The 16,741-nt window shown below is 66.3% G+C and carries 15 protein-coding genes and 1 pseudogene; 9 read left to right on the top strand and 7 right to left on the bottom strand.

What is annotated here, in order from left to right; all coding sequences use genetic code 11:
- Window positions 1-199 precede the first annotated feature (199 nt).
- Complete coding sequence (locus I6L45_RS00265) at window positions 200-547, top strand: hypothetical protein (protein ID WP_367947713.1); 348 nt, start codon at window positions 200-202, stop codon at window positions 545-547.
- A 144-nt stretch (window positions 548-691) separates the two neighbouring features.
- Here I6L45_RS00265 and I6L45_RS00260 read toward each other — a convergent pair whose 3' ends face one another.
- Both I6L45_RS00260 and I6L45_RS00255 read right to left on the bottom strand, forming a co-directional pair.
- Window positions 692-1,708 (bottom strand): DUF1848 domain-containing protein, encoded by a 1,017-nt coding sequence (locus I6L45_RS00260; protein WP_254204355.1) that lies wholly within the window; start codon window positions 1,706-1,708, stop codon window positions 692-694.
- A 13-nt stretch (window positions 1,709-1,721) separates the two neighbouring features.
- Window positions 1,722-3,746: a BCCT family transporter gene (locus tag I6L45_RS00255; protein ID WP_216983113.1), complete on the bottom strand. Its 2,025-nt coding sequence runs from the start codon at window positions 3,744-3,746 to the stop codon at window positions 1,722-1,724.
- Window positions 3,747-4,192: 446 nt separating this feature from the next.
- On the opposite strand from I6L45_RS00255, the gene I6L45_RS00250 reads away from it, so the two are divergent.
- The 6 genes from I6L45_RS00250 to I6L45_RS00225 all read left to right on the top strand — a co-directional run bounded on the left by I6L45_RS00250 (window position 4,193) and on the right by I6L45_RS00225 (window position 8,810).
- Window positions 4,193-4,456 carry a DUF2282 domain-containing protein gene (locus tag I6L45_RS00250; RefSeq protein WP_043759054.1) on the top strand — a complete coding sequence of 88 codons (264 nt, stop codon included), beginning with the start codon at window positions 4,193-4,195 and terminating at the stop codon, window positions 4,454-4,456.
- A gap of 60 nt (window positions 4,457-4,516) precedes the next feature.
- Window positions 4,517-5,356, top strand: a complete 840-nt coding sequence (locus tag I6L45_RS00245) for a DUF692 domain-containing protein (protein WP_216983112.1) — start codon at window positions 4,517-4,519, stop codon at window positions 5,354-5,356.
- Window positions 5,349-6,104 (top strand): DNA-binding domain-containing protein, encoded by a 756-nt coding sequence (locus tag I6L45_RS00240; protein ID WP_216983111.1) that lies wholly within the window; start codon window positions 5,349-5,351, stop codon window positions 6,102-6,104. Before I6L45_RS00245 ends, I6L45_RS00240 begins: the two co-directional genes overlap by 8 nt.
- Window positions 6,097-6,549, top strand: coding sequence for a DoxX family protein (locus I6L45_RS00235; protein ID WP_216983110.1), 453 nt, complete (start codon window positions 6,097-6,099; stop codon window positions 6,547-6,549). The genes I6L45_RS00240 and I6L45_RS00235 overlap by 8 nt, the downstream gene beginning before the upstream one ends.
- A gap of 247 nt (window positions 6,550-6,796) precedes the next feature.
- Complete coding sequence (locus tag I6L45_RS20120) at window positions 6,797-8,092, top strand: PAS domain-containing methyl-accepting chemotaxis protein (RefSeq protein WP_216983109.1); 1,296 nt, start codon at window positions 6,797-6,799, stop codon at window positions 8,090-8,092.
- A gap of 160 nt (window positions 8,093-8,252) precedes the next feature.
- Entirely contained in the window at window positions 8,253-8,810 is a 558-nt protein-coding gene (locus I6L45_RS00225) for a DUF3332 domain-containing protein (protein WP_216984150.1), read from the top strand.
- A gap of 84 nt (window positions 8,811-8,894) precedes the next feature.
- On the opposite strand, the gene I6L45_RS00220 is transcribed toward I6L45_RS00225, so the two are convergent.
- The 3 genes and pseudogenes from I6L45_RS00220 to mobA all read right to left on the bottom strand — a co-directional run bounded on the left by I6L45_RS00220 (window position 8,895) and on the right by mobA (window position 11,446).
- Entirely contained in the window at window positions 8,895-9,980 is a 1,086-nt protein-coding gene (locus I6L45_RS00220; RefSeq protein ID WP_216983108.1) for an FUSC family protein, read from the bottom strand.
- 369 nt (window positions 9,981-10,349) lie between these two features.
- A pseudogene (gene mobB / locus I6L45_RS20150) lies at window positions 10,350-10,835 on the bottom strand (molybdopterin-guanine dinucleotide biosynthesis protein B); the annotation flags it as partial.
- The gene (gene mobA, locus I6L45_RS00210) at window positions 10,832-11,446 is read right to left on the bottom strand and encodes a molybdenum cofactor guanylyltransferase MobA (protein ID WP_216983106.1); all 615 of its coding nucleotides are present in this window, start codon (window positions 11,444-11,446) and stop codon (window positions 10,832-10,834) included. The gene mobA and the pseudogene mobB, both read right to left, overlap by 4 nt.
- Before the next feature lie 219 nt (window positions 11,447-11,665).
- On the opposite strand from mobA, the gene I6L45_RS00205 reads away from it, so the two are divergent.
- Window positions 11,666-13,375 carry an NAD-dependent malic enzyme gene (locus tag I6L45_RS00205; RefSeq protein ID WP_216983105.1) on the top strand — a complete coding sequence of 570 codons (1,710 nt, stop codon included), beginning with the start codon at window positions 11,666-11,668 and terminating at the stop codon, window positions 13,373-13,375.
- Between the two features lie 66 nt (window positions 13,376-13,441).
- On the opposite strand, the gene I6L45_RS00200 is transcribed toward I6L45_RS00205, so the two are convergent.
- On the bottom strand, window positions 13,442-13,783 hold the full coding sequence (locus tag I6L45_RS00200; RefSeq protein ID WP_216983104.1) for an RT0821/Lpp0805 family surface protein: 342 nt from the start codon (window positions 13,781-13,783) through the stop codon (window positions 13,442-13,444).
- Window positions 13,780-15,147 carry a Hint domain-containing protein gene (locus I6L45_RS00195; protein ID WP_216983103.1) on the bottom strand — a complete coding sequence of 456 codons (1,368 nt, stop codon included), beginning with the start codon at window positions 15,145-15,147 and terminating at the stop codon, window positions 13,780-13,782. The genes I6L45_RS00200 and I6L45_RS00195 overlap by 4 nt, the downstream gene beginning before the upstream one ends.
- A 318-nt stretch (window positions 15,148-15,465) precedes the next feature.
- Between I6L45_RS00195 and I6L45_RS00190 the strand changes: the two genes are divergently transcribed.
- Window positions 15,466-16,704, top strand: a complete 1,239-nt coding sequence (locus I6L45_RS00190; protein WP_043808776.1) for a uracil-xanthine permease family protein — start codon at window positions 15,466-15,468, stop codon at window positions 16,702-16,704.
- The last annotated feature ends 37 nt before the right edge of the window (window positions 16,705-16,741 follow it).

The following is a 16,741-nucleotide window of genomic DNA, read 5'->3' as shown; positions in this document are numbered from 1 at the left end:
GCAGGGGGAAGGAAGGCTGTGCGAGCACGGCGGTACTTTGGTTGTCATCAAGCCGGGGGACTATAGTGCAGCGAGGCGAGGGTGCCTCGTTTGGCCCGCGTGAGTGGGGCTAACCACAATGGATAGAACGAAGGGAGTTGGTCATATGAAGCGGATCCTGATGGTCTTGAGTCTGTGTGTGACGGTGTTTGGCATGGGAATGGGGGTGGCCCGGAGTGCAACGATGGCGGGCGATGGCTCGGGGGCGCAGCAGGCGTGCGAGGCCCAGGCCGCGGCCAAGAAGCTGGCGGGGGCCGCCAAGACCAGCTTTGTCGGCAAGTGCGTGAAAGATGCCACCAGCGCCGCGACCGGCGAGTGCGAGAAGGCGGCTGCCGACAAGAAGCTCGCGGGGGCGGCCAAGAACAGCTTCGTGCAAAAGTGCGTGAAGACCGGCGGGGCGAGCGATCCGGCGGCGAAGTGCGAAAAAGCTGCCGCCGACAAGAAGCTCGCCGGGGCGGCCAAGAACAGCTTTATCCAGAAGTGCGTGAAGGACAGCGCCGCCCAATAAGGCGCTGTGCTGATCCTGTGTGTGTGCGGGGGCCGTCAGGCCCCCTGCTTTTTTGGGGGGAGCGGGGCACGCTCGTGGGCACGGGGCAGGCCACGGCTGGCTGGGGGCGCATCACGGCAGCGGCAAGCCATCGGGGCCTAGGGATTAAAAGAGCGGTCTCTGAATGGGGTCGGCCACCAGAAGACGCGCATCCACCCCCTCTGTCCCGCCGATCAGGAAGGGGCTCTGGGGATCATGGTGCTGCCGGTTCTTGATGACGGCGCTCTGGCTGTAGGTGGCGTAACAGTAGGTGCAGCCATGGAGGCAGGTGTTGTAGGCGCCGATGTCGATGCTCTTGACGCAGCCACAGGCCTCGCGCTGGCCGGGGTCTTTTCTGCCGTCGACCCGGCGGCCGAACAGCGCCTGGATCAGCTGGTCGTCGATGCACTTGCCATGGGGGATGCCGAGATGGGCGAGATCCACGGCCTCGGCGCAGGTCTCTATGGTCATGTCGAACCGGGTGGCGGTCTGCACCATAAAAGCGGCCAGCTCATCGAGCGCCTCATGGTGTTCTGGCGCCTTGCCCCATTCCGTTCCCAGCAGGTCGTGCACGATGAGCCCCTCGACCGCGTTCAGGTTTTTCTCCGTCTTCTTGTAGAGGTCGACCACGCTGATGACGACCCTGCGGGTCTTGCCGGCCAGGAGGGCCGCAATCTTGTAAAAGAGCCGCTTGTGCTCGGCCAGATCGACCAGGTTGCACAGCAGGATGGGGTCGTAGCGCCAGATGACCCTGTTCGCGCCGACCCGCTCTGACAGGGCGCAGAAGGTCTGGATGGCGTGATGGGGCCGCGGGACACGGCTCTCCAGGGCCCTAGGGTAGCCGGTCAGGGTGTATTGGAAGTAGTAGCGGTGGCCGAGGGCATCGAGCTCATCCAGGTGCCCCATCAAGGGGGCCGGTTGGCGGGTCCAGAAGACGATGGCATCGACCTCCTCCGGGTGCAGCGACACCCGGGTGATTTGGTGGGCATTGAACGGATTGCGGGTGAGCAGGAAACCGGCCCTTATCCGGTTCATCCACCAGGGGGTGTAAAAGGCCGGGATATCGGTGCGTCTGCTGGCGCTGATGATCATGGCGTTGCGGTTTTTGCCAAGGCGGTTGGCAAGGGGGCCGCCCCTTGCCAACTTGCCGGGCCTATCAGGCCCCGGATTCCGGCGGCGCGTGTTCCGGCGCGCTGCTCAGCAGATCCTGCCCCTCGTCCTGGCTCAGCACCAGGTAGCGCTCGTACTGGCGCAAGACGTCGGCGCTCAGCTCGTCCCGGGTCAGATACTGAACGTCGTAGCCGGCGCGGCCGTCGGCGAAAAAGGTGATGGGCTCGAAGATGCGGGCCTCGGGATCGTGGTTGTGGGCCGCCTCCAGGGGGTTGAACGCCGGGGCGGGGCGGGCCTCGATACGCACCCCGTAGCAGAAGTCGCGCCGCCCTTGCTGGGGCACCAGCAGGTGGCACTGCTCCGCATCCTCCTGCTCGACCCGGCTGATGATCCCCCGGGCTGCGAACTCCTGGCTCAGGGCCGTCAGGGCCGGCAGGGCAACCTCGGCGAGGAACTTGCGGGCCCCCTGTTCAGTGGAGGGGCGCAGCAGGTGATCCATGCGGGTGCGCCACTGCTTGCCGCTCCAGAAATCGGTGGCGGGGGAGAGGCGTCTGGCCGAGTGCTCCCGGTCTGCAATCAGGCCGCGCACCAGGCCGAGGCAGAGCAGCACCATGATGAAGGCGAACGGCAGGGCGGCGATGAGCGTCATGGACTGGAGCGCCGCCAGCCCCCCGGTGCTCATCAGGGTGCCTGCGGTGATACCGAGCAGCACGGCCCAGAACAGACGCTGCCAGACCGGGGAGCCCTCCTTGCCCTGGGTGGCGATGTTGTCGATGACGAAGGCCCCGGAGTCGGCGGAGGTGACGAAGAAGACGCTGATGAGGATCACCGCGAGGGCCGAGGTGATGTCGGCCCCCGGCAACAGATCGAAGAAGTTGAACAGCAGGGTGTCGATGTTGCCGACCGAGTCGATGAGGCTCTGGCCCCCCTCATGCTGGCTGGCCCAGATGGCGGCGTTGCCGAACACCGTCATCCACAGCAGGTTGAAGGCGGTGGGCACGAACAGGACGCCCAGGATGAATTCGCGCAGGGTGCGCCCGCGGGAGATGCGGGCGATGAAGAGGCCGACGAAGGGGGACCAGGAGATCCACCAGGCCCAGTAGAGCAGGGTCCAGTTGCCGAACCAGCCTGCCTGGCGGGTCTCGCTGTAGGTGAAGGTGCGGAAGGTGAGCTGGCTGAGAGACGACACATAGTTGCCTATGTTCTCGGAGAGGGCCCCCAGCAGGTACTGGGTGGGGCCGGCCAGCAGCACGAACAGCAGGAGCACGATGGCGAGGAAGAGGTTCAGCTCTGAGAGGCGCTTGACCCCCTTGTCGAGCCCGGTGACCGCAGAGACGCCGGCGAGGGCGATGACGGCCCCGATGAGGCCGAAGCGGAACAGCTCCCCCGAGGTGTCCATGCCGGTGAGCCGGGTGATCCCCGCCGAGAGCTGCATCACGCCATAGCCCAGGGTGGTGGCGATACCGAAGATGGTGCCCACCAGGGCGAAGACGTCCACCGCGTGGCCGAGCGGCCCGTGGATCTTCTCCTTGAAGATGGGGTAGAGGCCGGAGCGGATGGTCAGGGGCAGGTTGTAGCGAAAGCCGAAGTAGGCCAGCACCAGGCCGACGATGGCGTAGACGGCCCAGGCGTGAAAGCCCCAGTGGAAGAAGGTGGTGACCATGGCCTCGCGGGCCGCCACCGGCGTCAGGGGCGTCGCCTGGGGCGGCGAGACGTAGTGGCTCATGGGCTCGCCCACCCCGAAATACATGAGCCCGATACCCATGCCGGCGGCGAACAGCATGGCGAGCCAGGAGGTGAAGCTGAACTCGGGGCGGGCGTCGTCCGGCCCCAGGCGAATGTTGCCGTAGTGGCTGAAGGCGATCACCAGCAGCAGGATCAGGAACATGCCGACCACCAGCACGTAGAACCAGCTGAAATGCTCGGCGATCCAGCTCTGGCCGTTGCCGAAGAAGCGGGCGGCGGCCTCGGGGGCCAGGGAGCAGATGGCCAGCAACGCCAGGATGAAGAGCAGGCCGGGGATGAAGATGGGCAGCGACAGGGTGCATCTGGGGGGGCGAGGGGCGTTCATGGGACACCTTTGGGTAGAGGGACTCATGACACTATAGGGCCATTGTTTGCAAAACAGACTACCTCAGCAGGATTTTTACGCACCTTGCAAGGCGCATGTGAAGCCGCTCACGTTCAAGCGGCCCGGGCGCTGAGGCCGGGCAGATGATTGGCAGGCAATTGACGGTCCATCGGGGAAGGAGGGGCGGGGGAGGGCCCGTCCAACTCGCTGTCCACCTGATGGAGGCCGGAGGGGATGGAAGGTGACGCGGAGGCCAGGGCCCTTCGTTGACCGTTTTCATTCACACGTAACATCTTTTATAAAACAATGACTTGTCACTTTCTTTTTTGTTAATAGCGAGCGAATCCGCCTTTTTGGGAAATCTTTTCGCCCCTCGTCCGGTTCTATTGAACGTAGCCGGACGACACGGGCCGGATACATCCCTCACGACAACAAGGAATAGAGACATGAACGTGAAAAAGAGTACTGCCATCGCCTCTGCCATGACGGGTCTGCTGGCCCTGGGGGCCCAGATGATCGCCGCGCCGGCCATGGCGGCGGAGGAGAAAGAGAAGTGCTACGGCGTGGTCAAGGCGGGCAAGAACGACTGCGCCAGCAAGGGGGGATCCTGCGCCGGTACCGCCAAGATGGACGCCCAGGGAGATGCCTTCGTGGTGGTGCCCAAGGGGCTGTGCGAGAAGCTGGCGGGTGGCTCCCTGCAACCCAAATAAGCCCGGTGCCGGGGGGCGGCATTCTCGCGCCCCGGCATCCTGCCACCCGAGGTCATTGCCATGCATCCCTTGATCGGTATCGGATTGCGCCCACCCCATTACGACGAGATCCGCCAGACCCTGCCGGAGGTCGGCTGGCTCGAGGTGCACAGCGAGAACTACTTCGAGCGCCACAGCCGGGGGGCCGAGGTGCTGGCTGAGCTGGCCGGGCACTATCCCGTCAGCCTGCACGGGGTCGGCATGTCGCTCGGCTCCGCCGACCCGCTCGACCCGTCCCACCTGCGCCAGCTGGCGGCCCTGGTGGTGGCCGTCTCGCCGGTGCGGGTCTCGGAGCACCTGAGCTGGGGCAGCATCGGCGGGCGCCACTTCAACGATCTGCTGCCCATGCCCTACACCCGGGCGGCCCTCGCCCACATGAGCGACAAGATAGAGCGGGTGCAGCAGACCCTGGGCTGCCAGCTGCTCATCGAGAATCCTTCCTCCTATCTGCAACTGCCCGCCGAGATGGGGGAGGGAGAGTTTCTGGCGGAGCTGGTGCGACGCAGCGGCTGCGGCATCCTGCTCGATCTCAACAACCTGCATGTGAGCGCCTGCAACCACGGCCTGGTGGTGGACGACTACCTGGCGACCATCGACCTCGACACGGTCGGCGAAATTCACCTGGCCGGCTTTACCGAGAAGCACCTGCCCCAGGGGCCCCTCTATATCGACACCCACAGCGCGCCGGTGGCGCCTCCGGTATGGGCCCTCTATGACCGCGTCTGCCGGGAGCGCGCCATCCCCACCCTGATCGAGTGGGATCTGGCCATCCCCCCGCTGCCGGTGCTGCTGGCAGAGGCCCGCCAGGCCCACGAGATCCTGAGCGCCAGCCTGCTGGCCAAGGAGCCAGTCCATGTCTGAGCTGGCCCGCCTGCAACAGGCGTTCGCCCGGGCCCTGCTCGGGGAGGATGACGCCATTCTGGGGCAGATCCGCTCCCGGTGCTTCCCGCCCGAGGCCGTGCTGCAGATCCACCGCAATAACTTCATCCTCGGCCTGACCGAGGTGCTCGCCAGCAGCTACCCCGCGGTTCGGGCCATGGTCGGCGAGACCTTCTTCGACGCCGCAGCGCGGGGCTTCGTGCTGGCCGAGCCGCTCGGGGAGGGGAGCGTCATGCACTACGGGGAGGGCTTTGGCGACTGGCTGGCAGGCTTGCCCACCACGGCAAGCCTGCCCTGGCTCGGGGATCTGGCCCGCTTCGAGTGGGCGCTGGAACGGGTCTCGCTGCTGGCCCCAGAGACGCGGCGCTGGCCGGCCGAGCGCCTGGCGGCCCTGCCCCCCGCGCAGTGGGCGCAACTGGTGCTGCACCCTGCCCGGGATATGGCCCTCTTCGAGAGCCGCCACCCGGTGCTGGCGCTCTGGCACATGGCGTTGCACGGCGGGGAGGCGGTCAGTGAGGGGGATGCCCCGTGCTGGCTGGCGCTAAAAAAACGCCCTGGGCACGAGGTCGGCCCCATCCCCCTGGATGCCGCCGCCTGGCGTCTGCTGCACGGCTGCCAGCAGGGGCTGCCCCTGGCCTACTTGCTGGCTCAAGAGGCGGCGATGGCCGAGCACCTCGCCCCCCTCGTCACCCTGGATCTGCTGGTCGAACTGGAGCTTCACCATGACTGAATTTCCCTCCCACCCGGCCCCTCAATGGGTCGCCCGTCTCCCGTGCTGGGGCAGCGCCGCCGTGCTGCTGCTGGCCCGGCTCTGGGTCGCCACTGTGTTTCTGCGCTCGGGCTGGCTCAAGCTCGGCAGCTGGGACTCGACCCTCTATCTGTTCGAGTTCGAGTACAGGGTGCCCCTGCTGCCCTGGCAGTGGGCGGCCTATGTGGGCACCGCCACCGAGCTGCTGTTGCCGCTCTTCCTGCTGGCGGGCCTCTTCACCCGCCCCGTGGCCCTGCTGCTATTCGGCTTCAACGCCATGGCCGTGATCTCCTACCCCACCCTGTGGGCGGGGGGCTTCTACGACCATCAGCTGTGGGGCTGGATGCTGCTGACCCTGGTTGTCTGGGGGGCCGGCCCCCTGGCGCTGGATCGCTGGCGCCTTGCCCGGCGGCCGTCTCCGGCGTAAGGTGGCCGCACCCGAGCCCCTGCTTGGAGTGTGCGCCTGCCTGATCCTGTTTTTCCCCCGTCCCGATGATCCCGGATCCCCCGGGCTGCGTACACTCCCTCCCTTGGCGGCGCCGCCGCTTTTCTATACACTGCGCGCCCCCGTGAATCCGGGTCATCCGACCACTCATCCCGGGGCCCGCGGTGCCGATATCCTCTATGTGGGATGGCGGTGGTGCCGTTCGGATCGTCAACGAGGTAGGAGTGTCATGTTCAATCACAAACTCAAGGCGCAGTTGCAGGCTTGCCAGAGCCGGCTCGACGAGGAGCAGGGCGTGGTCGAGGCGATCAAGACGGGCGCCGCCACCATCATCTTCACGCCGGACGGCACCATCCTGGAGGCGAGCGCCCCCTTCCTGGCCCTGATGGGCTACGGGGTCGGCGAGCTGCCGGGGCAGCACCACAGCCTGCTCTGTCCCAAGGGGTGGGCGCAGTCCGGCGACTATCGCCAGTTCTGGAGCCGCCTCGGCCAGGGGGAGGTGCAGTCCGGCACCTTCGAGCGCCTGAACAAGCGGGGGGAGACGCGCTGGCTGGAGGCGAGCTACTTCCCGGTCAGGCAGCAGGGCCGGGTGACCCGGGTGGTGAAGATCGCGAGCGACGTGACGGAGCAGCACCTGAGATTGCAGCATCTGGAGGCACTCTCCCAGGCGCTGGACCGCTCCCGGGCGATGATAGAGTTCAGCCCGAACGGCGACATCCTCAGCGCCAACGCCAACTTCCTCGACGTCATGGGCTATCGCATGAGCGAGATTGCGGGCAAGCACCACAGGATCTTCTGTGACGAGGCCTTCCTGCGGGAGCAGCCCCATTTCTGGGAGGAGCTGGCCCGGGGCCAGTTCAAGTCCGGCCTCTTCATGCGCCACAACAGCCGGGGTCAGCCCATCTGGCTGGAGGCGACCTACAACCCTATCCGGGACGAGAGCGGCAAGGTGGTGCGGGTGGTGAAGTTTGCCAGCAACATCACCGAGCGCATCGAGCAGAACCACGCCACCCGCGAGGCGGCGAGGCTGGCCCACAGCACGGCCCAGGAGACGCTGCACAGCGCACAGGCGGGGGCCGAGCTGCTGCGCGCCGTGGTGGAGACCTCCTCCCTCATCGCTACCCGGGTGGATCAGGCCATCGCCCTCATCGGCCAGCTCAACGAGCAGTCGAGGAGCATAGAGGCCATCGTCTCGACCATCAGCGCCATCGCCGATCAGACCAATCTGCTGGCCCTCAACGCGGCCATCGAGGCGGCGCGGGCCGGGGAGCAGGGGCGGGGCTTTGCGGTGGTGGCGGACGAGGTGCGCCAGCTGGCGGCCCGCACGTCCCTCTCCACCGATGAAATCGCCAAGGTGGTGCAGAAGAACCGCGAGCTGACCGCCCGGGTGACCGATGACATGGCCGGGGTGGCCGGCAGCGCCGAGCTCGGCAAGCAGCAGATCGCTGGCGTGGACAGCCTGATGACCGAGATCCACCAGGAGGCGAGCCGGGTCTCGGAGACGGTCTCCGCCCTCTCCATCTGAGGGCCGGCCCGGCGACAGCCGCTGGCCAGATTGCCAAAAGAGTGAGCAGTCGGACGCTCAGGCTGAACCCGGGCTGTATGGCGCCCACCTTGTGAATTGTCCTGCCCGGGCCACTTGTTTAGGCTGCCGCCTCCTTTTTCGATTGAGCAGGTAGACAATGATTGCAGTACGACAGAGAGGCAGGGCACTGGCCCTGCTGCTGGGAATGGTGGCGAGCCTGGGGCTAGGTGGTTGCATGGGCCAGATGGGCCTCTCCTCCATGGTGACCAAGGGCAACCTCAGCGTGGTGGACAACCGCTACGGCCGCGCCGGCGTCTTCGTGCTGCTCTCCCCCGTCTATGGCCTCGCGGCGACGGCGGATCTCTTCGTGTTCAACACCATCGAGTTCTGGTCCGGCAAGAACCCCATCACCGGCAAGTCGCCGGCCCTGGTGGATCAGAAGGCCGATGCCGTCATCAAGGTGAACCAGCACCTGGATCCTTCCCTCAACAAGGTGCCGCTCGCCATGCTGCCGCAAGGGGTCCGCGAGGTGGAGGTACACTATCCGGACGCGCACACCGCGCTGATGGAGATCCACTATCTGGACGGCCGTCAGGGCACGATGCGCGGGGAGATGCAGGGCGAGCTGCTGCACCTCTATCTGGACGACAAGCTGGTCTCCACCCTGACCCGTCAGCAGCTGGACGAGATGAGCCGCGAGGGACGCAAGCTCGCCTGAGGGCGTCTTGCACCGGTCTGACTTCGTATCAAACAAGAGCCCCGCTTCGGCGGGGCTTTTTTGTGGGCGAATGTCGGCGTGGGCTCAGGAGGCCTGGTGGGCCGAGGGCTTGGCATAGGGCTGCAGCACCAGCCCCAGCAGGCGATGGAGGTGGGCGAGCTGCTCGGTGAGCTGGACGTTGAGCCAGAGGTAGCCGGCGAGGGTGACGCCGCCCTCCCGGGGCGATTCGGCCTGGAGCGCGCGGGACACCTCGGCTGTCGCCTCCTGCAGGCGGGTCATGGCCCGGGTGGCGGCGGCGGGATCCCCGCTCTTGAGCATGAGGGCGAGCTGGGTGAGCACCCCCTCGGTGGCCTGCTGGCAGGCCCGAAGCCCGGGGTGGCTCTGCATCAGGAAGTGGCTCTGGCGCTCGCGCCAATGGGTGTTGGCCAGCATCTCCAGGGTGCAGACGCTGTTGCGCATCGTGGTCTGGATGGCCTCGAACAGGGGGTTGCCAAGGCGCGTCTCCTTGACGGCGGGCGCCAGCAGGGCGCGCAGACCGACGATCTTGGCGAGCAGGCGGGCGTGGCTCCGAGTGAGCTTGGGGCGTTCCAGCACGTTGGGGGAGAGGTGGGTGTGGTAGATGCGCTGGGCCTGCAGCAGGGTGTCGTGCATCTGCAGGCGCCAGTGGAGATAGGCGCGCTGGGGATAGATGCTGCAAAACAGCAGGGCCAGCACCGAGCCCAGGATGACGTCGCCGCTGCGCCAGAGTGCCGTCTCTATGTCCCCCGGCAGCCCGCCGACGATGACTCCCAGGGTGATGCCGATGAGCAGCCCCACGTAGGGGCGCTTGCCGAGCGCCAGGTAGCCGCACAGGAACATGATGGCGCAGCACCAGACCAGCATCAGGGGCAGGGAGTAGAGCTCCAGATAGAGGGCCACCACCCCGCAGGCCGCGCCGAAGATGGTGCCTACCACCCGCTGGAGGGCGCGGGAGAGCACGTTGCCCCAGAACGAGATGGGGCCCATCACCACCACCAGGGTGATGAGGGGCCAGGTGCTCTCCGGCAGCTTGAGCTCCCGGGTCAGCAGGAAGGTGAGGGTGAACGCCAGGGCGATGCGCAGGCCGTGGACGATGCGGTAGCGACCGTAGATCAACAGATCGAAGCGGGAGAGGGGCGTATTCAGGCGCAAGGGGACTCTCTTATCTCGGGGGGCGGCCGGTGTGGTGATGTCGGTATCGACCAAAGGGACGACCTGGGTTGCAACCACTCAGGTGACCTGAGTGGCAAAGAAGCGTCATGCAGACCCCTCTGCGGGCAGACGTACCATCACCCGCTCGCCGGGGGGGAGGGCGGTGTGCCCGGGGGCAAGCTCGATGCGGCAGTTGGCGCTCTCGCGGCCCTCGTCCACCGGACGCACCAGCAGCAGGCCGGTCTCATCTTGGCTGAGGAGGCCGGGCAGAGAGGCTTGCCCCGCCGGATTGGCCACGGCCGCCAGCAGCCGGGCGCAGAGGCGCAGGGGTGGCGGTGCCTGGCGGGGCTCGCGCGGGGGCAGCCTGGCGCAGATGAAATCGGCGATGGCCTCCAGATCGTCAAAGCCGAACCGGGGCAGGGCCGTGGCCTGGGGGACGTCGCTGACGAGAGCGATGATGTCAGGGTCATCGGGGAAGAGCAGGGGCCTGCCGATGGCGGCGCGATACAGCTCCACCTTGGGAAAATGGTGATGCTTGAACCCCTCGACGAGCAGCAGATCCAGGGCGCTGGCATCGAAGCGGGCCAGCAGCGCCGCCAGGGAAGGCTCTCCCTCTGGCGTCTCCCGGATCAGGGCGTGACGCAGGCTGGACGCCGCCATCACCTGGGCGGCGCCCGCCTGGCGCAGGCGGTGGCTGTCCTTGCCGGGCCGGTCGATGTCGAAGTCGTGGTGGGTGTGCTTGAGCACCCCGAGGCGCAGGCCGCGCTGGCCGAGCAGGGGGATGAGGCGCTCCAGCAGCGTGGTCTTGCCGGTGCCGCTCCAGGCGACGAAGCCGAGCAGGGGCAGGGGGCTCATGGCGCGCCCCCTTCCCGCAGCCTCGCCTCCCAGGCGGCGAGCTCGTCCGGGCTGTTGAGGTTGACGAAGGCATCGGGCTGGTCGGTAAAGGGCACCACCGCCATCCGGTGGTAGGCAAACCAGGCCCCGGTCTTGCGCTCACCCTCAGCCAGCGCCTGGCGCAGGGAGGGGAGCAGGGCACGGCGCAGCAGGGCGACCACGGGCTGGAGGTGCTCGCCGTCGTGGGCCACCACCAGTTCTGTATCAGGGGTCACGGCGGCGCGAAAGCGGGCCATCAGATCCCGGGGCAGGGCGGGGCCGTCACAGGGGACGAACAGCACCCAGTCGTGGCGGGCGGCGGCAAGACCCGCCAGCATCCCGGCCAGCGGCCCCTGGAAGTCGGCATGCTCGTCGCGGATGACGGGGGCAAGCTGCCGGTAGCGATCCTCGCTGCGGTTGGCATTGATCAGCACCTCGTCCACCTGGGGGCGTAGACGCTCGAGCACGTGTTCGATCAGGGGCCGGCCCGCGAGGGGCACCCAGCCCTTGTCGTCGCCCCCCATGCGGGTGGCACGGCCACCGGCCAGGATGACGGCGGAAACGGGAAATGCGGGGGGCTGGGGCATGCTCATGGTGCTCCTGGGGGTGAAGAGGGCAGGCAAGGGGCCGGGGGGATCTTGCGCCAAGCGCGCCGCCGGAGCAAGCCTCTCCCGACCCTGGCCGGCGGGGCTTTGGCCGCAGGGTATGGCTGAGCTCACAAAACCGAATCCCTAAACGTCATATGATCCGCACCAATCTGAGTCTTGCTCTCCTGCCGAATGGCAACTTCATGTAAATCAAAGAGAATGACTATGGCTACCGGACAATATCTGCTGTGGAAAGATGCACAGGGCGAGGACTTTCGCCCGGTCGCGCTGACGGGTACCGATCTGCTCAACGATCGCAACCTCAACAAGGGCACCGCCTTCACCGAACAGGAGCGGGCCGACTTCGAGCTCGACGGCCTGCTGCCGCCCCAGGTGCAGACCTTCGAGGCCCAGCTGGAGCGGGTCTATGAGGCCTTCCTGAGCGCCTGCAGCGACATCGAGAAGTACCAGAACCTGAGGGCCCTGCAGGATCGCAACGAAACCCTGTTCTATGCCCTCCTGTCGCGCCACGTGGAGGAGATGACTCCCTACATCTATACCCCGACCGTGGGCAAGGCGTGCCAGGAGTTCAGCCACCGCTTCCAGAAGCCGCGCGGCCTCTACATCACCCAGAAGAACGTCGATGACATGGGCTCCCTGGCCCGCCACATGGACGCCAAGGCGGTGCGCATCATAGTCGTCACCGACAGCCAGGGGATCCTCGGCATCGGCGATCAGGGGGTGGGCGGTATGGGCATTCCCATCGGCAAGCTCGCCCTCTATACCCTGGGGGCCGGCATCCATCCCGCCTGCTGCCTGCCCATCGCGCTGGACGTGGGCACCGACAACCAGGCGCTGCTGGATGACCCCATGTACCTGGGTCAGCCCCACAGGCGCATCCGCGGCAAGGAGTACGACGACTTCATCGACAAGTTCGTGGCCGGGGTCAAGCGTCACTTCCCGAACGCCGTGCTGCAGTGGGAGGACTTCAGCAAGTCCAATGCCTTCAACAACCTGGCCCGCTACCAGCAGGTGCTGCCGTCGTTCAACGACGACATCCAGGGCACAGGCGCCGTGGTGCTGGCGGGCATCATAGGGGCGGTCAAGTCCAAGGGCGAGACCCTGGGCCAGCAGAACTACCTGGTCTACGGGGCCGGGGCCGGCGGGGTCGGGGTGGCGGATCAGATCTGCGCGGGGATGATCCGCGAGGGGCTGGACCCGCAGGCGGCCCGGGATCGCATCTACATCCTGGATACCCAGGGGCTGGTGTGCGACAACCGGGAGGGGCTGGACGAATACAAGCGCCGCTACGCCAAGCCGGGCCTGCTGCTGGCCCAGTGGGAGCTGCAGGGCAAGGCGGGGCTGACCGAGGTGCTGCGCCACGTGCCCATCACAGTGCTGCTCGGCACCAGCGGCGCCGGTGGCGCCTTCCAGGAGGAGCACATCCAGCTGATGCTGGCCCACTGCGAGCGCCCCATGGTGTTCCCGCTCTCCAACCCCACCGCCAACTGCGAGGCGCTGCCGGAGGACATCTTCCGCTGGAGCCGGGGCCGCGCCATCGTCGCCACCGGCAGCCCGTTCAAGGACGTGCACTTCGAGGGGCAGGACTATCGCATCGGCCAGGGCAACAACGTCTTCATCTTCCCCGGCGTGGGGCTGGCCGCCATCGTCAGCCAGATCCGCGAGATCAGCCCTGACATCTTCACCACCGCCGCCTTCGCGCTGGCGGAATGCGTGGATGAGGCGGATCTCGCCCGGGGCACCGTCTATCCGAGGATCAGCGAGCTGCGCAACATCTCGGTGCACGTGGCGACCGCGGTGCTCAAGGACATAGTGCGCCGCGACCCTACCCATCCGCTCATCGGCCAGGATCTGCATCAGCACATCCTGAGCCACATGTGGGAGCCGGTCTACCTGCCCTATCGCCGGGTCTGACGAACGCAAGCCAGCAATGAAAGGGGGGTGACCATGGTCACCCCCCTTTTTTTGTCAGCCGGACGGTCAGCTTCGCAGGGGCAGCCAGCGGCCCTCCCTGCTGCGGCAGGCGGTGTCCTGCCACTGCTGGCTGGTCTGGCCTATGTAGAGCTGCTCGCGATAGTCGCGACACCAGAGGCCGTTGGGGTGGCGAAAGGTGCGCAGCGGCGTGACGCTGCCCGTGTGGCGGTTGGCGGAGTTGAACCAGGTGAGGCTCTGGCCCTTGGGACGGGTTTGCAGCGCCTCGGCCAGCGCCTGGTTGGCCAGCGCCACGTCGCGCTTGTCCATCTGGTGATAGAGGGGGGCGGCTGGCTGGGTGGCGCAGGCGGACAACCACAGCGCCAGAAAGATCAGCAGATGGCGGCTCATGGCTGCACCTTGCTGTCAAACCCCTGCCGGATCAGGGCTTGCTCCTGCTCATCGGTCAGGGTCTGACCGCGATCGTCGACCGTGCCGTCCCCCCTAAGCTTGTTGCCATTGGCATCGACGGCGTCCACGCCGTTGTCATCGACCGTGCCATCCCCCCTAAGCTTGTTGCCGCTGGCATCGACAGCGTCCACGCCGTTGTCATCGACCGTGCCGTCTCCCCGCAGCTTGTTGCCGTCGGCATCGACGGTGTCCACGCCGTTGTCATCGATCGTGCCATCCCCCCTAAGCTTGTTGCCGTCGGCATCGACGGCATCCACGCCGTTGTCATCGACCGTGCCGTCCCCTCTAAGCTTGTTGCCGCTGGCATCGACGGCGTCCACGCCGTTGTCATCGACCGTGCCATCCCCACGGATCTCGTTGCCATTGTCATCGATGGCATCCGTGCCGTTGTCATCGAGGCCGTTGCCCAGGCCACGCCCGCCCCCATGACGATCCCCACCGGCGTGGCGCTCTCCGCCGCCATGTTGTTCGCCCCCGGCATGGCGATCGCCTCCTGCATGCTGATCACCGCCTGCGTGCTCACCGCCACCACTGTCATCGCTACCGTGACTGCCGCCGCCATCGTCACCGCCACCGCTGCTGTCGCTACCGTGACTGCCGCCGCTATCGTCACTGCCACCGCTGTTGTCGCTACCCTGGCTGCCGCCGCCGCTATCACCACCACCACCGCCGCCGTCACTGCCACTGTCGTCGCCACCCTTGTTGTGAACGATCAACCCATTGGCGATATAGCTGTGGCTGCCATCGAGGATCAGGTTGAACAACGCCGTGGTGGGCGCAGCGTCAAGCCAGCAGAGGGACTCCACCAGCAGCAGGGCGGGGTGCGGGGCCAGCGCCAGAGCTCCCGCGCTGGTGGCGACCAGCCGGCCCAGCAGGTGCATGCCGGTAAAGAGCGGCAGCACGGCCAGGGTCGGGTTTTCGGTGCGGGTCATGGCCGGCGTGATGGCTGCCCAGCCACGGGTGGTCAGGAAGGGGTGCTCGGCGGTAAAGAAGGGGGCCAGCCGGTTGATCCCGTAGAGCCTGCGCGCGCCCAGCAGCACCCGCTCGATCGCCAGGATCCGGTTGCGGTGGCCATGCTGGTCCAGTACCTCTTCACCGGCCAGCAGCGTCTCGATGGGGCGCTCGCTGCCATCGGCCATGACGATACGGGTACCGGCAATGAAGCAGGACTTGGCATAGGCCTGATTCGGCTGCCACTGGTGGTGGCTGAAATCATAGGTGTACGGGGTGGCAAACAGGGCCAGAGCGATGGCCGAACCCACCAGCAGTCGGCGCTGGCTGGGTTTGAAGGAGGGCAGTGACATGGGGAACTCCTTGTCGGTATTTGGGCACTCCTTCGAGTATAGGGAGGGAATGGGGGGCGACATCTGCGTCGACCAGTTGAAACCCTTGTCATGCTATCTACCCTGAAAAACGATTGGCGTCGGCCATAAAAGTGCGTAAAATCGCTTCCTCGATGCTTGTAGCAACGAATCCCGCCTAAAAAGCCAGTTTCATGCCCTCCCCAAGCAGTGAAAGGTAACAAATGACGCCTGCCGGCCCATTTTCTGCCTTGAAAACGTCTTGTGATGACTGAAAAGTGTCAAATATCCCTGTCAGTTATCAAAAAATTAAGGATACCCATGTTTTCCTTGGTCAAGCAAAGCGTCGCCGGGCTGCAAATTCTGTTTGTCGCCTTCGGTGCCATGGTGCTGGTGCCCCTGCTCACCGGATTGAACCCCTCCATGGCCCTGCTTGGCGCCGGTGTAGGCACCCTGCTGTTCCAGCTCTGCACCCGCCGTCAGGTGCCGATCTTCCTCGGCTCCAGCTTCGCCTTCATCGCCCCCATCATCTATGCCACCCAGACCTGGGGCCTGCCCTCCACCATGTTCGGTCTGTTCGCCGCGGGCTTCATGTACTTCATCCTGGCGGCCGTCATCCGCGCCCGGGGCATGGGCTTCGTGCACAAGCTGCTGCCTCCCGTGGTGATCGGCCCGGTGATCATGGTGATCGGCCTGTCGGTGGCCCAGGTGGCCTGCAACATGGCCATGGGCCGTGCCGGCGGTGAGCAGGTGGTGCCTGCCACCACGGCACTGACCCTGGCGGGGATCTCGCTGGCGGTTACCCTGATCGCGGCCGTCTTCTGCAAGGGCTGGATCAAGCTCATCCCCATCCTGTGCGGCGTGATTGCGGGCTATGTCTCTGCCGTGCTGATGGGTCAGGTGAGCTTCGACGGCATGGTCAACGCCCCCTGGCTGGCGCTGCCCCACTTCGAGACCCCGGAGATCAACTGGGCTGCGGCCCTGTTCATGCTGCCGGTGGCCATTGCCCCCTGCATCGAGCACATCGGCGGCGTGCTGGCCATCGGCGGCGTGACCGGCAAGGACTACACCAAGAACCCGGGTCTGCACCGCACTCTGGCCGGTGATGGCATCGGCGTCTGCTTCGCCGGCCTCATCGGTGGTCCCCCCGTCACCACCTACGCCGAAGTGACCGGCGCCGTGATGATCACCCGCAACTTCAACCCGGTCACCATGACCTGGGCCGCGGTGTTCGCCATCATTCTGGCCTTCTTCGGCAAGTTCAACGCCCTGCTGACCTCCATCCCCATGCCGGTGATGGGCGGCATCATGCTGCTGCTGTTCGGATCCATCGCCGCCATCGGCCTCAAGACCCTGGTGGAGTCCAAGGTGGATCTGGGTCTGTCCCGCAACATCGCCATCGTGGCCGTGACCCTGACCGTGGGCGTCGGCGCCCTGGAGATGAAGATCGGTGACTTCGCCCTGGCGGGCGTGGGCCTGGCCTCGGTGGCGGCGATCCTGCTGAATCTCATCCTGCCCCAGCACTCGGAAGAGGGCGCGATGGAGAGCGCCAAGGATTGAGTCGACGCATCTTTGTGTTTGCAATTAAAGAGAGGCC

This window comes from Aeromonas sp. FDAARGOS 1415, from assembly GCF_019048365.1.
Classification (GTDB): Bacteria; Pseudomonadota; Gammaproteobacteria; order Enterobacterales; family Aeromonadaceae; genus Aeromonas; species Aeromonas taiwanensis.
This window is presented reverse-complemented; position numbering and strand designations above follow the sequence as displayed.